We start from the raw sequence: 18,731 nt of genomic DNA, 5'->3' as shown, positions 1-18,731 counted from the left end.
GGTTTTATCGTTCCATCAATCTCCGGTGTTAGAAGCGAATGGTCGCGATGGGAATGCCGATCCTTCGTTTGGCCACATTCCGCTGTCTCAGGTCGACTAATCGGTCTTGATCTTTTGCCAGTTGCGCCTTCATCAGTCCGGCCAGATCGTCCTTCAGGGTTGTTTCCGGCTCCGGCAGCAGATTGGCCAATTTGACGGGCGGCGCCTCGGGTTCTTCATAGACTGCTTCATCCAAGAAAGAGACCATTACCCGATCGTCCAGCGTTGGCTCCCGCGGCCCTTCAGAGACCTCGATGGGTTCTTCCGTTGGCACGCTGACGATGGGCGCATTGCGTCGCGCAATCGGTGTGTTGGGAATCGGTTTGGCATTGGCGGTCCGATTGAACGCCCTTGGAGCAGCGTCTTCGGTAAAGCCGCTGTTCGGAGCATCAGCGACCACGACCGGCGTCTCGGCCAGGGGCAATGTTCGCTCTTCCATTACCGACGAGACGACCGGACCCTTATCGATTGGAACTGGCCCCGGGTTGGTCAGGATGGCGTAGAGCGCTAGCGTCGCTGCCAGCGCGGGCGCCGCGAGCCAAGCCGGCCTCAAAAACCAGGCACGGACAGGTTTGCGGGTCGTAGCGGCCAAAACGCGGTCTCTCAGATCGGACGGCGGCAATGCCTCTTCGGTCTGCGCTATGGCTGCAGAAAACCCGCGCCAGGCGGCGACTGTCTCTCGACAGCCCTCGCACTGCTCAAGGTGGGCCTCTGCCTCAGCCGTCTCGTTGGGGTTCGTCATTTGGTCGATGTAAAGGCTCAAGAGCTCGATCATCGACTCGCAAGGTTGATGCTTCATGGTGCGCCTCCTCATAATCTGCCCGTTTAGACAGGCGCGGAGGCGATTCGTGGCGGGGAATTTGTCAGTTTCTGAAAGCGATCAGACAAGCCGCCAGGGTTGCGGCCAAGTTGCTGGCCACGTTGACCCCAGAGTTCGTGAGCAAAGCCGCGCCCGAGATTCTTTGAGAGGCTTTTGAACAGTGTCGCGGCGTCTCGACAATCCTGCCGCACACAGCGCACCGGAACCTAACTTGCAGCGTCGCGCCTAGAAGGCTATCTAACAAGCTCCCGGCAAATCCGGCGATTGCGGGCACGATCCACGGCAACCCCAGGGCGACAGAACCAATGACGCTTACGAATAGAGCCCCCGCAAAAGCTGCGACCGTCCCAAGCAGCGTGATGCCGCCCGATTCGCCAGCCTCGAGCGCTCTGCCCGTCAAAATGCTTCGTGGCCGTCCGCCCCAACCAATGCCGACCTCGGTCGCCCAGGTGTCCGCCGCTGCTTGCGCCCAGGCCGCTGCATAACCGGCCCAAACCCACTCTCCAACGCCAAGAAGAGAGCCCATCGCACACAGCGTCGCCGCCAAACCGTTCGCCCAAACTTGTCCGGTCCCCCTCGTTTCTCGCTCTCGGCCTCTCAATCGACCTAATGCGGCTGATCCGACAAAGAAGGCCAGCAAGGGAGCCGCAGCGCCCCATCCGCCTGCATAAACGGCAACAAACCCGACGACAAAAGCAGAAGCGGCCCCGCCCGCCGAAAGCAGACGGAGCCGCCAAACAATCAAAGCCGCAGTAAAGGCGGCTAACGCATACGCCACGAGACTATGCCTTCAATTCCGCCATCGCTTCTCGCATATTGGCAACGTTGTCCAATCCCCATCCGATCGCCAGTATGCGGTCTTGTTGCGAGGTCGAGACCAGCCCATCGGCCAGACGACGGAACTTCTCTTCCACCTCTTGGTCGGTCATGGGGTTCTTGTTATGTCCGCGCGGGAAGGTTACTTCCTTCTCATGCGACCGGCCGTCCCGTGTGATCACCGTGATGTGGTTCGGAATGCCTTCGGGGTATCGCGGATCGAGGCTGGTATCGTGCTCCACAACGATGCGGCTGGTGAATTCCAGCAGAGCCTCGTGGGTGTACTTTTCCTCATCGAACGATGCCAGATCGACCTTGCCGTCCCACAGCGCCGCCGCCGTGATGTAGGGCAGGCTATGGTCCGCGGTCTCTCGGCTTTGAGGCCGCCACTTCTCCGGCTCGCTGCCGATGATCGAGTAGGACGCCTCGAACGTCCGAATCTTGACGCTGGCGATATTCTCCGGCCCGCCCGCCTGATCGCGCAATTCCAATGCAGCCCAGACCGCGCTCTGAGCGTGATATTCGACAGGGAAGTACTTGATATAGGTGTCGTTGATCATAAAGCCGCGGCCCTCTTCGCCCCCCAGCGCGCCCAATTCGAACGGCCCGGACACTTGCTTCATGAAGCCCATCTTGCCCTCAAAAATCTCGCTCGGTCCGGTCATGCCTTCCTTTACCAGCATGGCGGCCATACAGGCATGGCGCGACGAGTTGGCAAACGCGCAGCCTTTCCAATCAGAAAGTTCGCCCACTCTCGTTTGGCGCATGGCCAACCCCGACACTCCCGCAATGCTCATCGCGTGGCGAATCGATTTTGCATCGAGATTCATCAAGCGTCCAGCGGCTGCAGCGGCAGAGAACAGCCCGTAGTTCACATGATCCCAGCCGCGAGACCGCAGGCTCGCCGCATCGCACAGCCGGCACTGAATCTCATAAGAAAGAACTGCCGCAAGAATGGCGTCTCGACCAGAGCAGCCTTCAGATTCGGCAATCGCCAAAATCGCGGCCCAGTTGTCGCTCGGATGCGCCGGCTCCTTGGATAGATAGGTGTCGTTGTAGTCCAGATACCGAATCATCAGGCCGTTGGCAAACGCCGTCCAGTCTGGCGATGCTTTATGATCGGTGCCGATCACCGTCGCGCCATTACTGGAACGAACGGTTGAGGCCGTTTTTCGAACCAGTTGAGCCGTTTCGCTGCGCCAAGCGCCGTATGCGCACGCTATGGAATCGATGAATCGCCTCTTGGCTTCGTGCACCGCCTCTTCGGGCAGGGCATCGTAGGCCAAAGAACGAGAGTATTCTGCCAATCGGTCGGCAAGCAACATGGGGAACCCCTCCTTGGATTTCGCTGTTCTAACTGCTAACTAACATACCCGACCGACGCGATTACCAGGTTCATTTAAGGTCGAATCGCGGTATAATTTGACCATAGGCGCCTTCTCGGCTAAGAGACGATGCTACCCGGATAGGTAGCACGGAGAAAAAGATGAACAAGAGATTGAAGTTTCTGGCGCGGCCCCTCCTGGTCGTCGGGCTGGGAGCCGCGATAGGCCTCGTCCTGTCGCATCGAGCGTCCAAAGCGCAAGAGCCCGAAACGACCTGGACGGCGCTGATCTTAGAGCCCGGCCAAGCCGCCGAGTTCGCCGTCGTTTCGGACGAACCCTTGACATGGCGAACCGACGACCCGTGCGTGCAGATAGTTCAGGAACCGGGCTATTTGCGCGTCTCTGCGGTTTCAGGGGATGTCCCCCTGTCGTATGCGGTCGGGACGGCGGAAAGCGGCCGAGAGGCCGTTCTGCTCGTTTCTACGACGACCGAGGGATATGCGTCTGCCGAGCCCGCGTTCGAGGCGCCTTTGGAGCAAGACCAGGTCGGGGTAACTCTCCGTTGGGTCGGAGGGCAGGCGACTGACCAGCCGAGGAAGGCCAAGAAGATCGGCGCCTGGGGCCCGCCGCCCGACCGCAACTGTCGCAACGGCGAGGCCAAAGAGGTTCGATCGAGAGACTACGGTCCGCCGCCGATCAACGGCGTTTGGAAGAAGAAGACGCTGACGGTCAATAGCGGCATTCGAGGAGAGCTGCTCAAAATCGGTTTCGATTTTCGGGTCGGCTCCAAGATCGACTACGAGGAGATGAGCACCTGGCACTTTCGCGCATGGTACATCGACGCGTGGAAATGCGTCGATGGCCGGTGGGAATGGCAGGAGACGACCCGTTGCGCCCAGGGCGGAGTGAGGACGTTCGTCAAACCGGCCTGGCTGGGCAAAGTCGTCGGGCCGAGGGGGCTCGACGGCGTTTCGTGGGACGAGCCGCCGGGCTGCAATCGAATTGCAAGAAGAGATCCATGAAAGAGCAAACTGCCAATCTGGTCAAAGAAGCGCGAACGACCAAGAAAGTTTGGCGGCGAATATCCGGCTGTAAGAAGTTCGATGCCGCCGTCTGGGAGGTTTTGGCCGTTCGGGCGCTGAACGAAGCCGATCTCGGCCTTGCGCAAAGCTTGCAACGGGCGGCCTACCGAACGCCGCTTCGGGACGCGCGGATTCGACTGGACGAGTTTGTAGACCGCGCTACCGGCGCGGAAGGACGGAGATTATGAAAACAATTTTTGCGCTCTGCGCGCTTTTGGCGATGCTCACCGCTTGGGCGGACGATAACGAAGACATCGACATCTACATAGACTATCCCTGCGGCGGTTGGTACGATCAATCCAACACCTACGTCGACCAGCAAGCCATCGAGTACAGGCGGTCTCATCGGTCCTCCTACATGATTCACCTGGAGCCCAACCGACAGGCCAAACTCCACCACAACGATGGCGGCCATGCGACCTACGGATTCTCCCATCTCGAGTTCTGGGTCCACGGTGGCGGAGCGACTACGCACCACGTCAAGATTCGGGGCGCCGACTTCTTTACGCTTCGAACCATGGTCAATCTGACCGATTACGTAACCATCAGCGCGACGGAGTGGCGACGGGTTGTGATTCCGTTGACGCACCTGGGGCTCGCGAACGTCGCAAGATTCAATCAGCTCTACTTTATCGAACCTGACGGCATCACCCAGCCGCCGCTCTACATCGACGATATTAAGGTGGTCAAGCCCGCATTCACCGGGCAGGTAAACGCTCTCGTCAACTACAATGTGAATCGCCGACAGTTGACCAACCTCCTCTTTGGCGTCAACGGCGCGACCTGGGATTCGTTCCTAACCTATCCCGATACGGTCAACAGGCTCAAGCAAACAGGCTTCAAGATTGTGCGCTATCCAGGCGGAGCAACCGCGGACCAATACGACTTTAGGAACAACAGAAACAAGCGAAACGGCGAGGTCTACTGGACCGATACGCAAGCCTTTATCAACGTTTGCGACCAACTCGGAGCGCAGAAACTCATCTGCTTCAACTATGGCAGCGGCACTCCCGAGGAAGCGGCAGACTGGGTCCGCCACGCCAACGTCGAGCTGAACGGCAACGTCATGTACTGGGCGGTCGGCAACGAGTCGTACGGCACATGGTCTTACGACACGCATTCGTTTAGACAGGACGCGACCCTCTATGCCCAGTTTGTTCGAGACACGATCGCACTGGCAAAGGCCATCGATCCTCGCATCAAAATCGGCGTCATCGGTTCGATCAAAGAGAACGACTTTCCTCAGCGCTTTACCGTTCAAAATCCAAGGACTGGCCTAAGCTGGAACGGATGGACCCCGGTGCTGCTAACGCGACTGAGAGAGATGGGCATCACGCCCGACTTCTACGACATCAAGTTCTATCCCAACTCGCCCGGACGCGAAGCCGATTCTCATCTGTTGCAGTCCACGTCCCTTTGGAACGACGTCTACTCCCGCGCCCGGAGCCTCTTGCGCGACTACCTGGGCCCGGTAGGCGACTCGGTGCCCCTTTTCATCGCCGAGAATAACTGCGCATGGGCCAGCGTCGGCAAGCAGTCGTTGAGTTTGGTCAATGCTTTGTATGCCGCCGACTCTTGGGCGAACGCCTGTCTGATCGGCGTTGATTCCTTCATGTGGTGGAACGTTCATAACGGCGCATGGCCGTTTCACAACAACAGCGTAACGCTATATGGATGGCGAAGCTATGGCGACTTTGGATTGCTGTCGCAAGGCCGCGAGCACAACGTCGGAGCGCCTCTCAACACGCCCTACCCTGCCTACTTTGGGTTCAAGATGATCAACCGGTTTGCCAAGCCGGGCGACACCCTAGTGCGCGCCGATAGCAACTACAGCCTCTTTGTGGTTCACGCCGTCAAGTCTGCCGACACGGGCAGGCTCAAACTCATGATCATCAACAAATCGCGGGATCAGGCGCTCACCGGCAAGATCAACATCGACGGCTATAAACGACCGATCATCACCTCGCAGCTCAAGGCATATCGATATGGTCGAGAAGAGGATGCGAATAACGCCAACATTCGTGAGATGCGCATCCCCTTCAATGGTTGGCCGCTCATCGTTACCGTGCCCAGCTACTCGATCACGGTCATCGAGCTTTAGCGTCCGTTCTCGCGCTCGCGACGGGCCAATCGCTCGTCGCGGCGCAGACCGGCCATCTCCCACATCTGGCGCTCATCGTCCGATTCGGGGATCAGCTCTGGAACGGGCGTGGGCTTGCCGTCCCAATCAATGCCGACATAGACCAAGTAGGCGACAGAGGTCGTTGTGCGCACTCCCGTCAGCAGGTCTTCTGCCGTTACAATGGCTCTAATCTCCATCGATGTCGTCCAGCTTCGCGTTACCTTGGCCTCAACCTCGACCAAGTTGCCCACATGCACCGGCGCGCGAAAACTGACCGAGTCGATCTCGGCCGTAACGCAGGGCTTTCTCGCATGGCGGGCGGCTGCAATCCCCGCTGCCTCGTCGATCATTTTTAGGACATATCCCCCGTGCACGTTGCCGAGGGGGTTGGCATGTTCGGGCTGCATCATCTGTGTCAGCGCCACCCGGCTCTCCGAGGGATTTTTGCTTTCTTTCATGAATCTGAGCATACCCGGCTATAAGGTAATATCCTGAACCAAAAAATCGAACCGACATGAAGACCGATTACCCCGAAACCCCGCTTTACAAACTGCGCCACTCCTGCGCGCATCTGATGGCGCAGGCCGTCCTGGCGCTGCGTCCCGGAGCCAAGTTGGGGATCGGACCGCCCATCGAAAACGGCTTCTACTACGACTTCGACCTGCCAAAACCGATCGGGGAGGAAGACCTGGCGCAAATCGAGGCCAAAATGGCCGAATTCGCCAAGCAGGACTTGCCGATCGAGCGATTCGAACTCTCTCGCGACGAAGCCAAAGCGCTCATCGAGAAAATGGGGCAAGCGCCGTACAAAATCGAACTCCTAGACGACATACCCGAAAACGAGGCGATTAGTTTCTATCAACAAGGCGATTTTGCCGATCTTTGTCGCGGCCCCCATGTCCGCTCGACCGGGGAACTTAAACACTTCAAACTGCTCAACGTGGCCGGCGCCTATTGGCGCGGCGACGAACGAAACAAGATGCTCACCCGTCTGTACGGCACCGCTTGGGAGAGCGCCGAAGAGTTAGAGCAGTACCTCTATCGATTGGAAGAGGCCAAGAAGCGCGACCATCGGCGATTGGGGCGCGAACTGGGGCTCTTTTTCTTCTCTCAACGAGTGGGTCAGGGGCTCCCACTGTGGCTGCCAAAAGGCGCGGCGCTGCGTCAAGTTTTGCACGACTTCCTGTTAAACGAACAGAAACAGCGCGGCTACCAAGGCGTCGTGACCCCGCACATCGGCTCGTCCCGACTGTTCGAAAAATCGGGGCACGTCTACACCTTTCGCGAAAAGATGTTCCCCTTCATGGAAGATGAAGAGAAAGAAACCTTTATCCTCAAGCCGATGAACTGCCCGTTTCATATCGAAATCTATCAGCACGAGCCGCGAAGCTATCGCGATCTGCCCATACGCCTGGCCGAATTTGGCACCGTCTATCGCTACGAGCAGAGCGGAGAACTGGCCGGAATGCTCAGAGTGCGCGGCTTTACCCAAGACGACAGCCACCTGTTCGTTTCTCCCGATCAGCTCCAAGATGAGTTCAAAGGCGTCGTCGACCTCATGCTGGTCGTCCTCAAGAAACTTGGACTGGAGGAGTATCGCGTCCGAGTGGGACTGCGCGATCGGTCCAGCGACAAGTACGTCGGCTCGGATGAGAACTGGGAACTGGCGCAGGCCGCCATCGAAGCAGCCTGTAAAGACCTCCAACTGGATTACGAGCTCTCTGAGGGCGATGCCGCTTTCTATGGCCCAAAGCTCGATCTCATCATCAAAGATGCGCTGGGACGGGAATGGCAAATGGGAACCGTACAGGTCGATTACAACCTGCCGGAGAGGTTTGAATTAGAGTACACCGGCGAAGACGGGAAGCCTCATAGGCCCATCATGATTCATCGCGCGCCGTTTGGATCGCTCGAACGAATGATCGGCCTGCTGACCGAGCACTATGCTGGGGCGTTCCCATTCTGGATGGCGCCCGTTCAGATCGTTGTGCTGCCCATCGCCGACCGGCATGTGGAGTATGCGGAGCAGATCGCCGAGCAGCTGGGCGACTATCGCATCGAGGTGGACGACCGTCGAGAAACTCTCGGCAAGAAGATTCGATCCAACCAGCAACTGAAGATTCCCTACATGCTGATCTGCGGAGACAAAGACATCGAAGCCTCGACCGTCAGCGCGCGCTCGCACGAGGAAGGCGATCTAGGCCCCATGTCGGTCGCCGACTTTAGAGCCCGATTAGCCTCTGAGTAGAGCGCCCGGCTCTCCGGCATGAATGCGGCCGCCGTAGGCCAATGTGCCCAGCGCGGCCCAGTTCCAGAGATCCTCGCCGTCGTCCGACAGTTCAAACTCCATGTCGGCCGTCTTGCCCCAGACCCGCGCTCCAGGGGGCACAAACAGCGCCTCGACCCGGCCAGTGGCGACCGCCGGAAGAATCTGCATCAGATCGGTCGTTGCCAAGCCTGTGCCCAACTTTTGCTGCAAATGCCCCAAATCCATCCGAGCTGTCTCGGCAAAATAATCGCCGACGACCTTCCAAGCCTCGTCTCGAAGCTGATCGGGCCGAAGTTCGTCCGGATTGCCCACCACGCCGCGCATCATCAAGTGAGCATAACTGTTGGCCTTGTAGTAGATCGGATGGAAGTAATCGACCGCAGCTAACACAAGGGGCAAACTGTTTAACACTGGGCGAATGCCTTTGTCGATGGCCCGAAAGTAGCGCAAGGTTCGGTCCTTCTCCACATCGGAATCGGTGTCGTGCCCGTGCCCAAAGGTGCCCTGGTTCGGATGGCCTCGCGCCTGAAACTGCTTCTCTAACTCCTCGCCGCCCAGCGCGTCTTCCATGTTCTCAGGCATCTCGGGCGCAGTCATGGGGATTATGTCGTAGCGATCGCACTTGAAAAGACGCGCCAAATTGCGGCTGACCGCCAAAAGAAAGTAAGAACCGTTGTCCGCCTCGGCCAGCGCCGGTCCGATCAGATACGGCCTTAAAGAAACGACCGAAGCCTCTGGCAGGGAGTAGGGAGCGCGCACGATCGAATGAGAATCTTCCTTGAATATGCCAACCGTTCCATGCTCCGGCCCAGCCCAAAACTCGATATCTTCCAAAATCTGACGAGCGGGTGAAAGCACGGTCTCCACCGTCTCGGACGGCAAGCCCTGGCGCGCCATGTTCAGCTCGGCTTCGCGCATCAGATTCCGCCAAATCTGCTTGTCCTTTCCCGTGTCGTGCGCGCCCGTATGGGTCGGCATCGTAAGGGTAACCGTCAGCTGGGGCGGCGTTTCGAAAGCGGATTTATAGTCAAAAAGGGATTTCATAGGGAGAGACTCCTTGTTACCGAGATTCTACCCAAGAGCAAGGCAAGCCCAAGGACCGACAAACAGCAGACTGTCGAAACGATCGATCGCGCCGCCATGACCGGGCAACAAAGCGCCAAAATCCTTTAGACCCAACGATCGTTTGAGCGACGACTTGAACAGATCGCCCGCCTGACCCAGTATGCCCGCGCCGGCGCCGATATAGAGCCCCTGCAGGAGCGTATATCCCGCCAGGTGCGTCCCGATCAAGCCGACGACGCTGCAGGCAACGAAGTTCGCAAGAGCGCCCTCTATCGTCTTCCCCGGGCTGACAGAGGGCGCCAAGGGTCTCTTTCCAATGGCCCTTCCGACGTAATACGCCGCAGTGTCTCCTGCCCAAATCGTCGCTAACACGGCCACTGCAGCGTTCGCACCCGATTCCCGCAACTGGAGCAAATACTCGAACAGGCTTAAGTAAAGTCCGCCCATGCCGGCCGCAATCAGAGTTCCGAAGGCATCGGCCGCTGGGTTATCTTTGGTCGGGAGCCAGCCCGAACGGGCCGACCAAATGAGCAGTGCCAGAATCACCAAACCGGCCGTCGGGCTTTGGCCGATGGTCAGGCTCCGGTCCTCGCTCCAGCCAAGAACAAAGCCCATAATCGAATAGAAAGCCCCGGCCGTCAGCCCTGCCGCCAGCAACGGCCTTTGACTAACGACAGGCTTATAGGCTCGATAGAGTTCAAACGCAGCCAACATCGCGACCAGGCAAACCAGAATCCCCCACAACTGCCCGCCTTGCCAGTACAGCGCCCCCAACATGAGCGGAATGCCGACCGCCGCCGTAGCTACTCGCGCCCATCCGCCCATCCGCTCCATTATACTCAGGTATCCTCTGGAGAGAATCCCATGAGCCTGCGCGCCGCCCTTCAAAACGACTCTCTCCAGGTAGGAATCGATCTCGCTTCGGGCGTCCAGTTGTCTATCAACGGCGCCAACCTAAAATGCCGCCTGCTTCCCAGGATGTCCAAACGCCCGCCTCAATGCCAATCAATGCCGGACGGCCTGCTGATCGGCGATTTCGACAGCGAGCTTGGACTGCTATGGCGTTTGAAACTGGCGTTGGAACCCCAATCGCTCTCCGTGCAAGCGAGTCTCTGCGCATACAATCCCAATCCCTATCCCTTGGAGTACGGGTTCGAACTTCAGACGCCGGACAATGTTGTCGTCTCGATGCCTGCGCCCGGAATGAACGGCAGCCGCTTCGTCAACCCAACGGTCAGGCGCATCGACCCGCATCGCTGCGACGAAGCGGGGTTTTCAATCTGCTTGGTCGATGGGCTGAAGCCGGACAGCCGCCGCATTGCCGATGCCTATCTTGTGGCGCAAGTACTGGATGGGCGCACAATCCTGCATCCCATGCGGTTTCTGCCCAGCGCCTTGCTCATCCTGGACGACCGACAGGAGCGACTCTCCCTTCATCCCGAGCAACCGATCGAAGCCGACAAAGAGATCAGCGAGATCGAACTGTACGACATGGAAGGCAGCCGCCTGGCGTTCATGGACCTTCGGCCGCCCGATCCGCCGATAGCGGGCGAGCGTTTGACAGAGATCCAAGCAGACTACGCGCCGCCCTCGCCTGCAGCGCTCTCCGAGGCCGAACTGCACCTTGCAACGCGATCTTGGGCCAACCTTCACTTGGCCGCGATTGCTGCCAAGAGGGGCGATTGGCCAATGGTTGCAAAACGCGCCCACGAGGCGCTCCTCCACAACGGCGGCGCCGCGCGAGCTTACATCGTCTACGCCGCAGCCCAGCGCCAATTGCGGTCGCAAGAGGGCAGAGAAGAGGCGATGGCGGCAGCGTGGGCGCTCGCGCCGTTCGACCCGATGCACCGAGCCGAGACGTTTCTGGGCATGGACTCCGACGATGAATCGATCGTCAAACCGCTGTTCGACCATCCCAGCGCAATGGAATCGGCCGTCGGCGGCTACGTCGATGCAGGAATGCTGGAAGACGCGGCCCGACTCTGCACCGTCCTTGCCCATCATAACGCTCGTCTAAGGCATCAACTAGCATGGCTCTACTCGTTGCAGCCCCAATGGGCCGCAGGGTCTGCCGAGCAGCACAAATTGGCGCAAAGAGGAGACCTTGGCAGCGATATGCCTGGCCACTGGTCCGCCGTCGAAGGCCTCAAACAAGCGGCCAGCGACTGGCAAGCCCAAACGCTCCTGGGAGTGCGACTGCTGTCTCTCGGTCAGCCAGAGCAAGCAGTAACGCTGCTGCAAAAAGCCGCCGCTCTGCCAAACGCCGGACCGAGAGCATGGACTGCGCTGGCCAACGCCTTAAGAGCCTGCGGTCGCAACTCCGAGGCGGCCAAAATAGAAGCCAGGCGCAAGGAGGAGATATGATCGCTGTCGTCGGCGGCGCGGGCTATATCGGCTCGCACATGGTGAAGTATCTAAGAAAGAAGGGCGAACCGGTCGTCGTGTTCGACAACCTCTCCAAAGGCCATCTTGAAGCCGTGAGCGGCGCCGAACTGGTCCAAGGCGACTTGCGCAATCCGGACGACCTTAATCGCCTCTTTTCAAACCGCTCGATCGAGTGCGTCATGCACTTTGCGGCCTATGCATCGGTCGGCGAATCGATGCGCTTGCCTGATCTTTACTACGATAACAACGTCGTCGGATGCTGCCGCCTGTTAGAAGCCATGCAGCGCCGCGGCGTCAAGATGATGATCTTCTCCTCTTCCGCCGCCGTCTACGGCGAACCGGAGAGCATTCCAATAGATGAATCTTGCCCCAAATCGCCCACCAACCCATACGGCGAGACCAAACTCGTCATGGAGCGGATGTTAGGCTGGTACGACCAGGCATACGGCCTGCGCTCCGTCAGTCTGCGCTACTTTAATGCGGCGGGCGCCGACCCCGAAGGCGAATTGGGCGAGGACCACGATCCCGAAGAGCATCTAATCCCTATCGTTTTGCAAGTCGCGCTGGGCAAGCGGGCGGGCATGAAAGTCTTCGGCGCCGATTGGCCGACGCCGGACGGCTCCTGCGTGCGCGACTATGTGCACATCTGGGATCTGGCGCAGGCCCACTATCAGGCCCTGCAACGACTGAGAAGCGGCGCTCAAACCTCTGCCTACAATCTGGGCAACGGTAAGGGCTACAGCGTTCTGCAGGTCATCCAGGCCGCAGAGAAGGTAACGGATCGACGCATTGCTTGGGAACCGGCGCCCCGCCGTCCTGGCGACCCGGCAACCTTGGTGGCATCTTCAGAAAGAGCGCTCGGCGAGTTGGGTTGGCAACCCGACTATCCGGACTTAGAGGAGATCGTCCGCCATGCTTGGGTCTGGCATCAGACCCACCCAGACGGCTACTAAGCCTTCTTCGGCTTCGGCTCTTGTCGGTAGACGTTGAGCACATCGCCCAAGGTGCGCAACTTTTGAAACGCCTGTGCCAAATGATCCGAATCCCGCGCATCGATCTCGATCTCGATGGTCGCCGTGTTATTCTGATGCGCGCGAATTTTGGCCGCTCGGATGTTGCACTGCATCTCGGCCAGGATCGTTGTAACGTCTCCCAAAAGCCCAATCCGATCCGTCGTGTCGATGCGGATGCCAACGGGAAACATCGATTTGCCGCCCGTGTTCCAATCCAACGCGATCACGCGCTCCGGCTCTCGATCTTGATAGGCGCGGATGTTAGGGCACATCGACCGGTGCATCACCATCCCGCGACCTCGGGTGATGTAGCCCAAAATGTCGTCGCCCGGCAAGGGCAGGCAACAGCGCGCCCGCCGCGTGAGCACGTCGTGCGTGCCTTCCGAAACCACGGTTCGGGGCCGGCTCACTTCGGTCGGGATTGCCGCCTCTTCGTGCTTGGCCGGCAACAGCGCCTTGAGTTTGGTGATGGCGTTGGTCGCGCTGGCTAAACCCTCGCCCACGCTGGCCAGCAGATCCTCAACCGTGTTAAAGTGCATAGCCGTCGCGATCGTTTCGATGTGCTCCTGCAGGAGATTTCGCGCAAAGCCAGAACGTTCGGCCTCGCGTTCCACCAACTCTCGCCCACGGTCCACCGAGCCCTCTCGCCGAATCCGGCGGAAGTAGGCGCGAATCTTGGACCGAGCGCTCGAGGTCTTCACCCATTTTAACCAATCCATGCTCGGCGCGGCGCTGGGGCGGGTCAGAATCTCCATCACGTCGCCATTGCGCAGTTGATAGTTCAATGGCACCATCCGCCCGTTCGCCTTGGCGCCAAAGCAGTGCGCTCCCAAGTCGGTGTGAATGCGATAGGCGTAGTCGATCGGCGTCGATCCCACCGGCAGCTCGATCACGTCGCCTCTGGGCGTCCAAACCGTAACCTGATCGGGATAGAGATCGCCCAAGAGGCTGTTCATGAACTCCGAACTGTGCCTGGGGTCCGTCCAATCCGAAAGCTGAGCGCGCAGCTTGGTCATCTTGGCGGCCGCAGCGGCGTCCTCCTTGCCCTCTTTATATTGCCAGTGCGCGGCCAGCCCGTGCTCAGCAACCCTGTGCATCTCTTGCGTTCGTATTTGCACCTCCATCGTCTGCCCCGTCGGCACGATCACCTTGGTGTGCAACGAGCGGTAGCCGTTCGGCTTCGGCTTGCCGATGTAATCGTAAAAAAGCTCCTGAATGGGCACCCACAGATCGTGAACGATGCCCAGCGCCTGATAGCATTCGCCCTCTGTGTTCACGATCACGCGCACGGCCATCAAGTCGTGAATCTGCTCGAACTCGATGTTCTCCCGCCGCATCTTCTGAAAGATGCTCCACAGGTGTTTCGACCGCCCGCGCACCTCTGCCTTGATGCCTTGCTCGGCCAGTCGCTCTTTTAGCGCAACGACCAGACGATCGACCTCGCGGTCGCGCTCTTGGCGGCTGCGGGAGACCTTTTCGGAGAGGTCCTTGTATTCGTTTGGAAACAGATATTTGAACGCCAAATTGTCCAATTGCCACTTGATCTGCCAGATGCCCAAACGGTGCGCAAGGGGAGCGTAAATCTGAAGCGTCTCAGTGGCGATGCGGGCCTGCTTGTCGGGCCGCAGACTCTCCAGAGTTTGCATGTTGTGCAGTCGGTCCGCCAGTTTAATCACTAGCACGCGCAGATCGTCCGAAATGGCCAGAAGCATCTTTCGCAAGTTCTCGGCGATCTTAGTAACCTCTTGCCGCTTCCGCGCCACCTCGTTCTCGCGCTCCAAAAGCTCCGTCGGCCACTCTAATTTGCTAACGCCCTGCACGCGGTCGGCGACGGTCTTCCCAAATCGCTTCTTGACCTGATCGTAGGTCGCCGGGGTGTCCTCGATCACATCGTGCAACAGACCCGCAATGACGGTCTCCAAGTCCATGTTGATATCGGCCAAAATGTGCGCGACGGCCAGAGGATGGGTGATATACGCCTCGCCAGAGCTTCGCTTTTGACCCTTGTGCATCTCCTCGGCGTAGTGATAGGCGTCGATAATCTTGGTGGTCGGCTCGGACGGCAGATAAGCGCGGACCTTCTCCACAAGCTCCGTAACCGATTCGGGCAGATCAATGTCTTGGGCGATTGCGCTCACTGACATTATTATAGCCTTGGAGGCAGCCTCGGAAAGCGCCGGTAAGCCGGCGCTTTGACCTTAGCCAACTCGCTGGCCGTCTCCTACCCGTTTACGCGGAGGCGGGAAGCGGAAAACACGCTTTCAACAGCGGCCGCCGCGCGGCCCGAACGAGATGTCGCTGATTTGCGCCCCCTGAACAGATCGCCGCGTTCAGGGTTAGAATCGTATCCGGTTTTGTGCTACATTTCCGAAGATTCCCGTTCATTTCGGAACGCCAGGCTCCTGCCTGGCCCGACTTCCATACCGACCGGGAGGGCGAGCGTCCCCGCGAGCCGAAAGACGGGAACGCCGGCGGTACTTTTAACCCTCCACAGGGCGCTTCGATCGGCAGAACCTTCGCGACCGTCTGAACCGTGTCCTGTGGAGGATGTTGTCAGACCGAGCGCTAGCTACTGAGCGGCCTTTCGCAAAAATGTAGCACAATTCTGAGTAAGAAACAAGCCCCGACGCCCACATGCCGGACAAACCTAACCCGTCGCTCCAAAAGACCCAAACTGAATAGCAGGGGTATCCTTTTGGATGGAAATGAAGACACAGATCGCGCTCGATAAGACCTCGCTCCTCAACGATCTCCGCACCATGCGGGAAATCCGCGCCTTTGACGAGAAGGTCTACGAACTGGTGCGCGGGGGCAAGATCAAGGGCGCCGCGCACATCTATGTCGGCCAAGAAGCGGTCGCCACGGGGGCGATCGGCGCGCTGACCAAGAAAGACTACATCACCAGCACGCACCGCGGACACGGACACTGCGGCGCGATCGGCAATCTGTGGTCGGCCAACGATGAGGAGCGGCAGGAGCACTGGAATCGCATGGCCGCCGAGCTTTTGGGCCGCGAGACCGGCTACTGCAAGGGGCGCGGCGGGTCGATGCACATCGCCGACGTGGAGCGAGGCAACCTGGGGGCTACGGGTATTGTGGGGGGCAACATTCCCATCGCGGTGGGCGCAGCTTTGGCCGAGGACTTTCGCGGCTCTGGCGCTGTCGTGCTTTGCTTCTTTGGCGATGGCGCAGTGGCCAACGGCGCCTTTCACGAATCGGTCAATTTTGCCGCCATCCATCGCCTTCCCGTGCTCTTTTTGTGCGAAAACAACCTCTATGCGATGGGCTTGCCTTACTTCGATCGTTCGGTTCCCGAAGCGCCTATCGGCAGCCCCGTACCAACTGTGGCCGAGCGCGCGGCGGCGTATGGCATTCCCGGACGCAGGATCGACGGCATGGACGTGCTCGCGGTGCGCGAGGCGACCAAACAGGCGCTCGACGAGATACGGAGCGGATCGGGACCGATCCTGTTAGAGGCCCTCTGCTACCGATACTTCGGCCACTCCATGAGCGACCAGCAGTTCTATCGCACCAAAGAAGAGGTCGCCGAGTGGAAGGGCAAGGATTGCATCGCGCGATTGAGAGGCGCGCTTGCCAACACGGCCTCCGAAGAGGAGATGAACTCGGTCGAAGCACAGGCGCAAGCTGCGATCGAAGCCGCGTTCGACTTTGCCGAGGCCAGCCCGTTTCCATCGGTAGCCGAGATCGAACGCTATGTCTACGCACCGACGCCGGAAGAAGAGCAGGCCAAGCTCATCCAGAACGAGGCGCGTCTAAAGGCGAGCGTGCGGCCCATCGAAGAGGCCATTGCCCGCCTGTCGCCGACGCCGATGCCCAAGATCAAGAAAGAGCAGATCGATTCGCCTCATCCGATCAAACTGTACACCGAGGCGCTGAACGAGGCGCTTCGAGAGGAGATGGCGCGGGACGAGAGCGTGTTTGTCATGGGCGAAGACATTGGCCTGTACGGAGGCGCCTATGCGGCTACAAAGGGACTCTTTCAAGAGTTTGGCGCCCGCCGAGCGATGGACACGCCGATCTCGGAACTGGCTATCGCGGGCATAGGCGCCGGCGCGGCCATGAGAGGCATGAGACCGGTCGTCGAGTTTCAGTACGTCGATTTCGTTACCCTTGCCTCCGACCAGATTGTGCACAACGCCGCGTACAATCGTTTCATGTTTGGCGGCAAGACCAGCGTGCCGGTCGTCTATCGGTCGCAGGGCGGGGTAGGGCGCTGTATCGCCGCCCACCACAGCGGGACGATGGAGGCATGGATGATGCACATACCCGGTCTTTACGTCGTGATGCCGGCCACGCCGTTCGATGCTAAGGGGCTTCTAAAAGCCGCCATCCGCTCAGAGAACCCGGTAGTCTTCTTGGAGCATAAACTTCTCTATTCCGGAGCGATGGGGCCGGTGCCGAGCGAGGACTATGTCTTGCCCATCGGCGTTGCCGATGTCAAGCGGGAAGGCAAGGACGTTACCCTGGTCGCCTATAGTCGGCAGCTCTACTTTGCGCTGGCGGCTGCACGGCAGTTGGCCGAGCAAGGCATCGATTGTGAGGTGATCGACCCGCGCTCTCTCAAACCTCTCGATGCGGCCTGCATAGCGAACTCTGTCCGAAAGACCGGTCGTCTGGTCGTCGTCAGCGAGGGCTTCCCCATGTGCGGCGTAGCCATGGAGATTGCTCGGCAGACAATGGAGCACGCTTTTGAGAACGGACGCACGGGATTTGATTATCTGGACGTTAAGCCAGAACTGATTACGGAACTGGATACGCCCGTGCCCATGAGCGAGCCTCTGGAGGACGCCTTTGCGCCGAGCGTCGAGCGAATTGTGCAAGCCGCGCTCAAGGTTGCGCGCGGCTGATCCGCTTCTGAAAGTCCTCTATCGTGCGCTTTAGGCCATCGTCTAACGAGGTTGCAGGCTCCCACCCTAAAATCGACTTAGCCTTCGCGATGTCCGGTCGCCGCTGTTTGGGATCGTCCGGCGTTACAAACTCCCGATGCACGATGGGCGATTGGCTGCCGGTTAGTCGCTGCACGGCCTTGGCAAACTCCAAGATGGTGTGCTCGGTCGGATTACCGATGTTGACCGGCTCGGCGCAGCCGCTTTGAAACAGTCGATAAATGCCATCGATGAGGTCTTTCGCATAACAGAAGCTTCGAGTCTGCAAGCCGTCGCCATAGACCGTGAGCGGCTCGCCTCTCAGCGCTTGGCCGACGAAATTGGGCACCACGCGGCCGTCGCCCAGTCGCATCCGCTCGCCGTAAGTGTTAAAGATACGGACGATTCGCACATCGGCGCTCCTATACCGCGCAAAGGCCATAGTCGTCGCCTCGCCAAAACGTTTTGCTTCGTCGTACACCGCGCGCACGCCGATCGGGTTGACGTTGCCCCAGTACGTCTCGCTCTGAGGATGGACCAGAGGGTCGCCATAAACTTCTGAGGTGGAGGCGAATAAAAAGCGAGCGTTCTTAGCAATCGCCAACTCCAACAGCCTCTCGGTCGCGATAGAACCGGCATGAAGTATCTCGAACGGTATCCGTGCAAAATCGACCGGGCTGGCGGGAGAAGCGAGATGAAAGACGCCGTCGATCGCCTCGTCGATAGTGAGCGGCCGGGAAACATCGGCCTCGATTCGCACGACATCTGGCTGATGGTCCAAGTTCGACCAGTCGCCCGTGATCAGATTGTCGATGGCTAGAACGCGCCAGCCCTCGTCGATCAGTTTATCGACCAGGTGCGAGCCTAAGAAGCCTGCTCCGCCGGCTACTAACGCTGTGGGCATCGGTG

The 18,731-nt window shown here is 59.2% G+C and carries 15 protein-coding genes; 7 read left to right on the top strand and 8 right to left on the bottom strand.

The genetic code is table 11. From position 1 onward, the window contains the following. Positions 1-28: 28 nt before the first annotated feature. The 3 genes from HUU60_03950 to HUU60_03940 form a co-directional block, all read right to left on the bottom strand. Entirely contained in the window at positions 29-838 is an 810-nt protein-coding gene (locus HUU60_03950) for a zf-HC2 domain-containing protein (GenBank protein NUL81862.1), read from the bottom strand. Positions 839-902: 64 nt separating this feature from the next. Then, entirely contained in the window at positions 903-1,637 is a 735-nt protein-coding gene (locus tag HUU60_03945) for a DUF92 domain-containing protein (GenBank protein ID NUL81861.1), read from the bottom strand. A gap of 4 nt (positions 1,638-1,641) precedes the next feature. Next, a complete protein-coding gene (locus HUU60_03940; GenBank protein ID NUL81860.1) occupies positions 1,642-3,000 on the bottom strand; it encodes an MmgE/PrpD family protein in 1,359 nt (452 codons plus the stop codon). Positions 3,001-3,161: 161 nt separating this feature from the next. Here HUU60_03940 and HUU60_03935 point away from each other — a divergent pair, with 161 nt between their 5' ends. Genes HUU60_03935 through HUU60_03925 form a run of 3 tightly spaced genes read left to right on the top strand, consistent with a single transcriptional unit; the run spans position 3,162 to position 6,183 of the window. Continuing rightward, on the top strand, positions 3,162-4,022 hold the full coding sequence (locus tag HUU60_03935; GenBank protein ID NUL81859.1) for a hypothetical protein: 861 nt from the start codon (positions 3,162-3,164) through the stop codon (positions 4,020-4,022). Then, entirely contained in the window at positions 4,019-4,270 is a 252-nt protein-coding gene (locus HUU60_03930; protein NUL81858.1) for a hypothetical protein, read from the top strand. Before HUU60_03935 ends, HUU60_03930 begins: the two co-directional genes overlap by 4 nt. Then, the gene (locus tag HUU60_03925; protein NUL81857.1) at positions 4,267-6,183 is read left to right on the top strand and encodes a hypothetical protein; all 1,917 of its coding nucleotides are present in this window, start codon (positions 4,267-4,269) and stop codon (positions 6,181-6,183) included. Before HUU60_03930 ends, HUU60_03925 begins: the two co-directional genes overlap by 4 nt. On the opposite strand, the gene HUU60_03920 is transcribed toward HUU60_03925, so the two are convergent. After that, positions 6,180-6,662, bottom strand: coding sequence for an acyl-CoA thioesterase (locus HUU60_03920; GenBank protein NUL81856.1), 483 nt, complete (start codon positions 6,660-6,662; stop codon positions 6,180-6,182). The genes HUU60_03925 and HUU60_03920 overlap by 4 nt on opposite strands. A gap of 56 nt (positions 6,663-6,718) precedes the next feature. Here HUU60_03920 and HUU60_03915 point away from each other — a divergent pair, with 56 nt between their 5' ends. After that, on the top strand, positions 6,719-8,452 hold the full coding sequence (locus HUU60_03915; protein NUL81855.1) for a threonine--tRNA ligase: 1,734 nt from the start codon (positions 6,719-6,721) through the stop codon (positions 8,450-8,452). On the opposite strand, the gene HUU60_03910 is transcribed toward HUU60_03915, so the two are convergent. Then, positions 8,438-9,517, bottom strand: a complete 1,080-nt coding sequence (locus HUU60_03910) for a hypothetical protein (GenBank protein NUL81854.1) — start codon at positions 9,515-9,517, stop codon at positions 8,438-8,440. The two genes, HUU60_03915 and HUU60_03910, sit on opposite strands and share 15 nt — an antisense overlap. A 27-nt stretch (positions 9,518-9,544) precedes the next feature. Further along, on the bottom strand, positions 9,545-10,372 hold the full coding sequence (locus HUU60_03905; protein NUL81853.1) for a phosphatidate cytidylyltransferase: 828 nt from the start codon (positions 10,370-10,372) through the stop codon (positions 9,545-9,547). Between the two features lie 30 nt (positions 10,373-10,402). On the opposite strand from HUU60_03905, the gene HUU60_03900 reads away from it, so the two are divergent. Continuing rightward, positions 10,403-11,902 carry a hypothetical protein gene (locus HUU60_03900; protein ID NUL81852.1) on the top strand — a complete coding sequence of 500 codons (1,500 nt, stop codon included), beginning with the start codon at positions 10,403-10,405 and terminating at the stop codon, positions 11,900-11,902. Beyond that, positions 11,899-12,876 (top strand): UDP-glucose 4-epimerase GalE, encoded by a 978-nt coding sequence (gene galE / locus HUU60_03895; protein ID NUL81851.1) that lies wholly within the window; start codon positions 11,899-11,901, stop codon positions 12,874-12,876. The genes HUU60_03900 and galE overlap by 4 nt, the downstream gene beginning before the upstream one ends. On the opposite strand, the gene HUU60_03890 is transcribed toward galE, so the two are convergent. Next, a complete protein-coding gene (locus HUU60_03890; GenBank protein ID NUL81850.1) occupies positions 12,873-15,074 on the bottom strand; it encodes a bifunctional (p)ppGpp synthetase/guanosine-3',5'-bis(diphosphate) 3'-pyrophosphohydrolase in 2,202 nt (733 codons plus the stop codon). The two genes, galE and HUU60_03890, sit on opposite strands and share 4 nt — an antisense overlap. Before the next feature lie 567 nt (positions 15,075-15,641). Here HUU60_03890 and HUU60_03885 point away from each other — a divergent pair. Further along, positions 15,642-17,804 (top strand): dehydrogenase, encoded by a 2,163-nt coding sequence (locus HUU60_03885; GenBank protein ID NUL81849.1) that lies wholly within the window; start codon positions 15,642-15,644, stop codon positions 17,802-17,804. Here HUU60_03885 and HUU60_03880 read toward each other — a convergent pair. Continuing rightward, positions 17,785-18,726 carry an SDR family oxidoreductase gene (locus tag HUU60_03880; GenBank protein ID NUL81848.1) on the bottom strand — a complete coding sequence of 314 codons (942 nt, stop codon included), beginning with the start codon at positions 18,724-18,726 and terminating at the stop codon, positions 17,785-17,787. The genes HUU60_03885 and HUU60_03880 overlap by 20 nt on opposite strands. Positions 18,727-18,731 lie beyond the last annotated feature (5 nt).

Source organism: Armatimonadota bacterium (genome assembly GCA_013359125.1).
In the GTDB taxonomy this organism is placed as follows: Bacteria; Armatimonadota; Fimbriimonadia; order Fimbriimonadales; family GBS-DC; genus JABWCR01.
The sequence above is the reverse complement of the archived record's forward strand: the minus strand, read 5'-3'. Positions and strand labels throughout refer to the sequence as shown.

Coding starts and splice junctions, on each gene's coding strand:
- HUU60_03910 (NUL81854.1), bottom strand. CDS start 9,517: ATGAAATCCCTTTTTGACTATAAATCCGCTTTCGAAACGCCGCCCCAG.
- HUU60_03950 (NUL81862.1), bottom strand. CDS start 838: ATGAAGCATCAACCTTGCGAGTCGATGATCGAGCTCTTGAGCCTTTAC.
- HUU60_03925 (NUL81857.1), top strand. CDS start 4,267: ATGAAAACAATTTTTGCGCTCTGCGCGCTTTTGGCGATGCTCACCGCT.
- galE (NUL81851.1), top strand. CDS start 11,899: ATGATCGCTGTCGTCGGCGGCGCGGGCTATATCGGCTCGCACATGGTG.
- HUU60_03940 (NUL81860.1), bottom strand. CDS start 3,000: ATGTTGCTTGCCGACCGATTGGCAGAATACTCTCGTTCTTTGGCCTAC.
- HUU60_03930 (NUL81858.1), top strand. CDS start 4,019: ATGAAAGAGCAAACTGCCAATCTGGTCAAAGAAGCGCGAACGACCAAG.
- HUU60_03880 (NUL81848.1), bottom strand. CDS start 18,726: ATGCCCACAGCGTTAGTAGCCGGCGGAGCAGGCTTCTTAGGCTCGCAC.
- HUU60_03900 (NUL81852.1), top strand. CDS start 10,403: ATGAGCCTGCGCGCCGCCCTTCAAAACGACTCTCTCCAGGTAGGAATC.
- HUU60_03905 (NUL81853.1), bottom strand. CDS start 10,372: ATGGAGCGGATGGGCGGATGGGCGCGAGTAGCTACGGCGGCGGTCGGC.
- HUU60_03935 (NUL81859.1), top strand. CDS start 3,162: ATGAACAAGAGATTGAAGTTTCTGGCGCGGCCCCTCCTGGTCGTCGGG.
- HUU60_03885 (NUL81849.1), top strand. CDS start 15,642: ATGAAGACACAGATCGCGCTCGATAAGACCTCGCTCCTCAACGATCTC.
- HUU60_03915 (NUL81855.1), top strand. CDS start 6,719: ATGAAGACCGATTACCCCGAAACCCCGCTTTACAAACTGCGCCACTCC.
- HUU60_03920 (NUL81856.1), bottom strand. CDS start 6,662: ATGAAAGAAAGCAAAAATCCCTCGGAGAGCCGGGTGGCGCTGACACAG.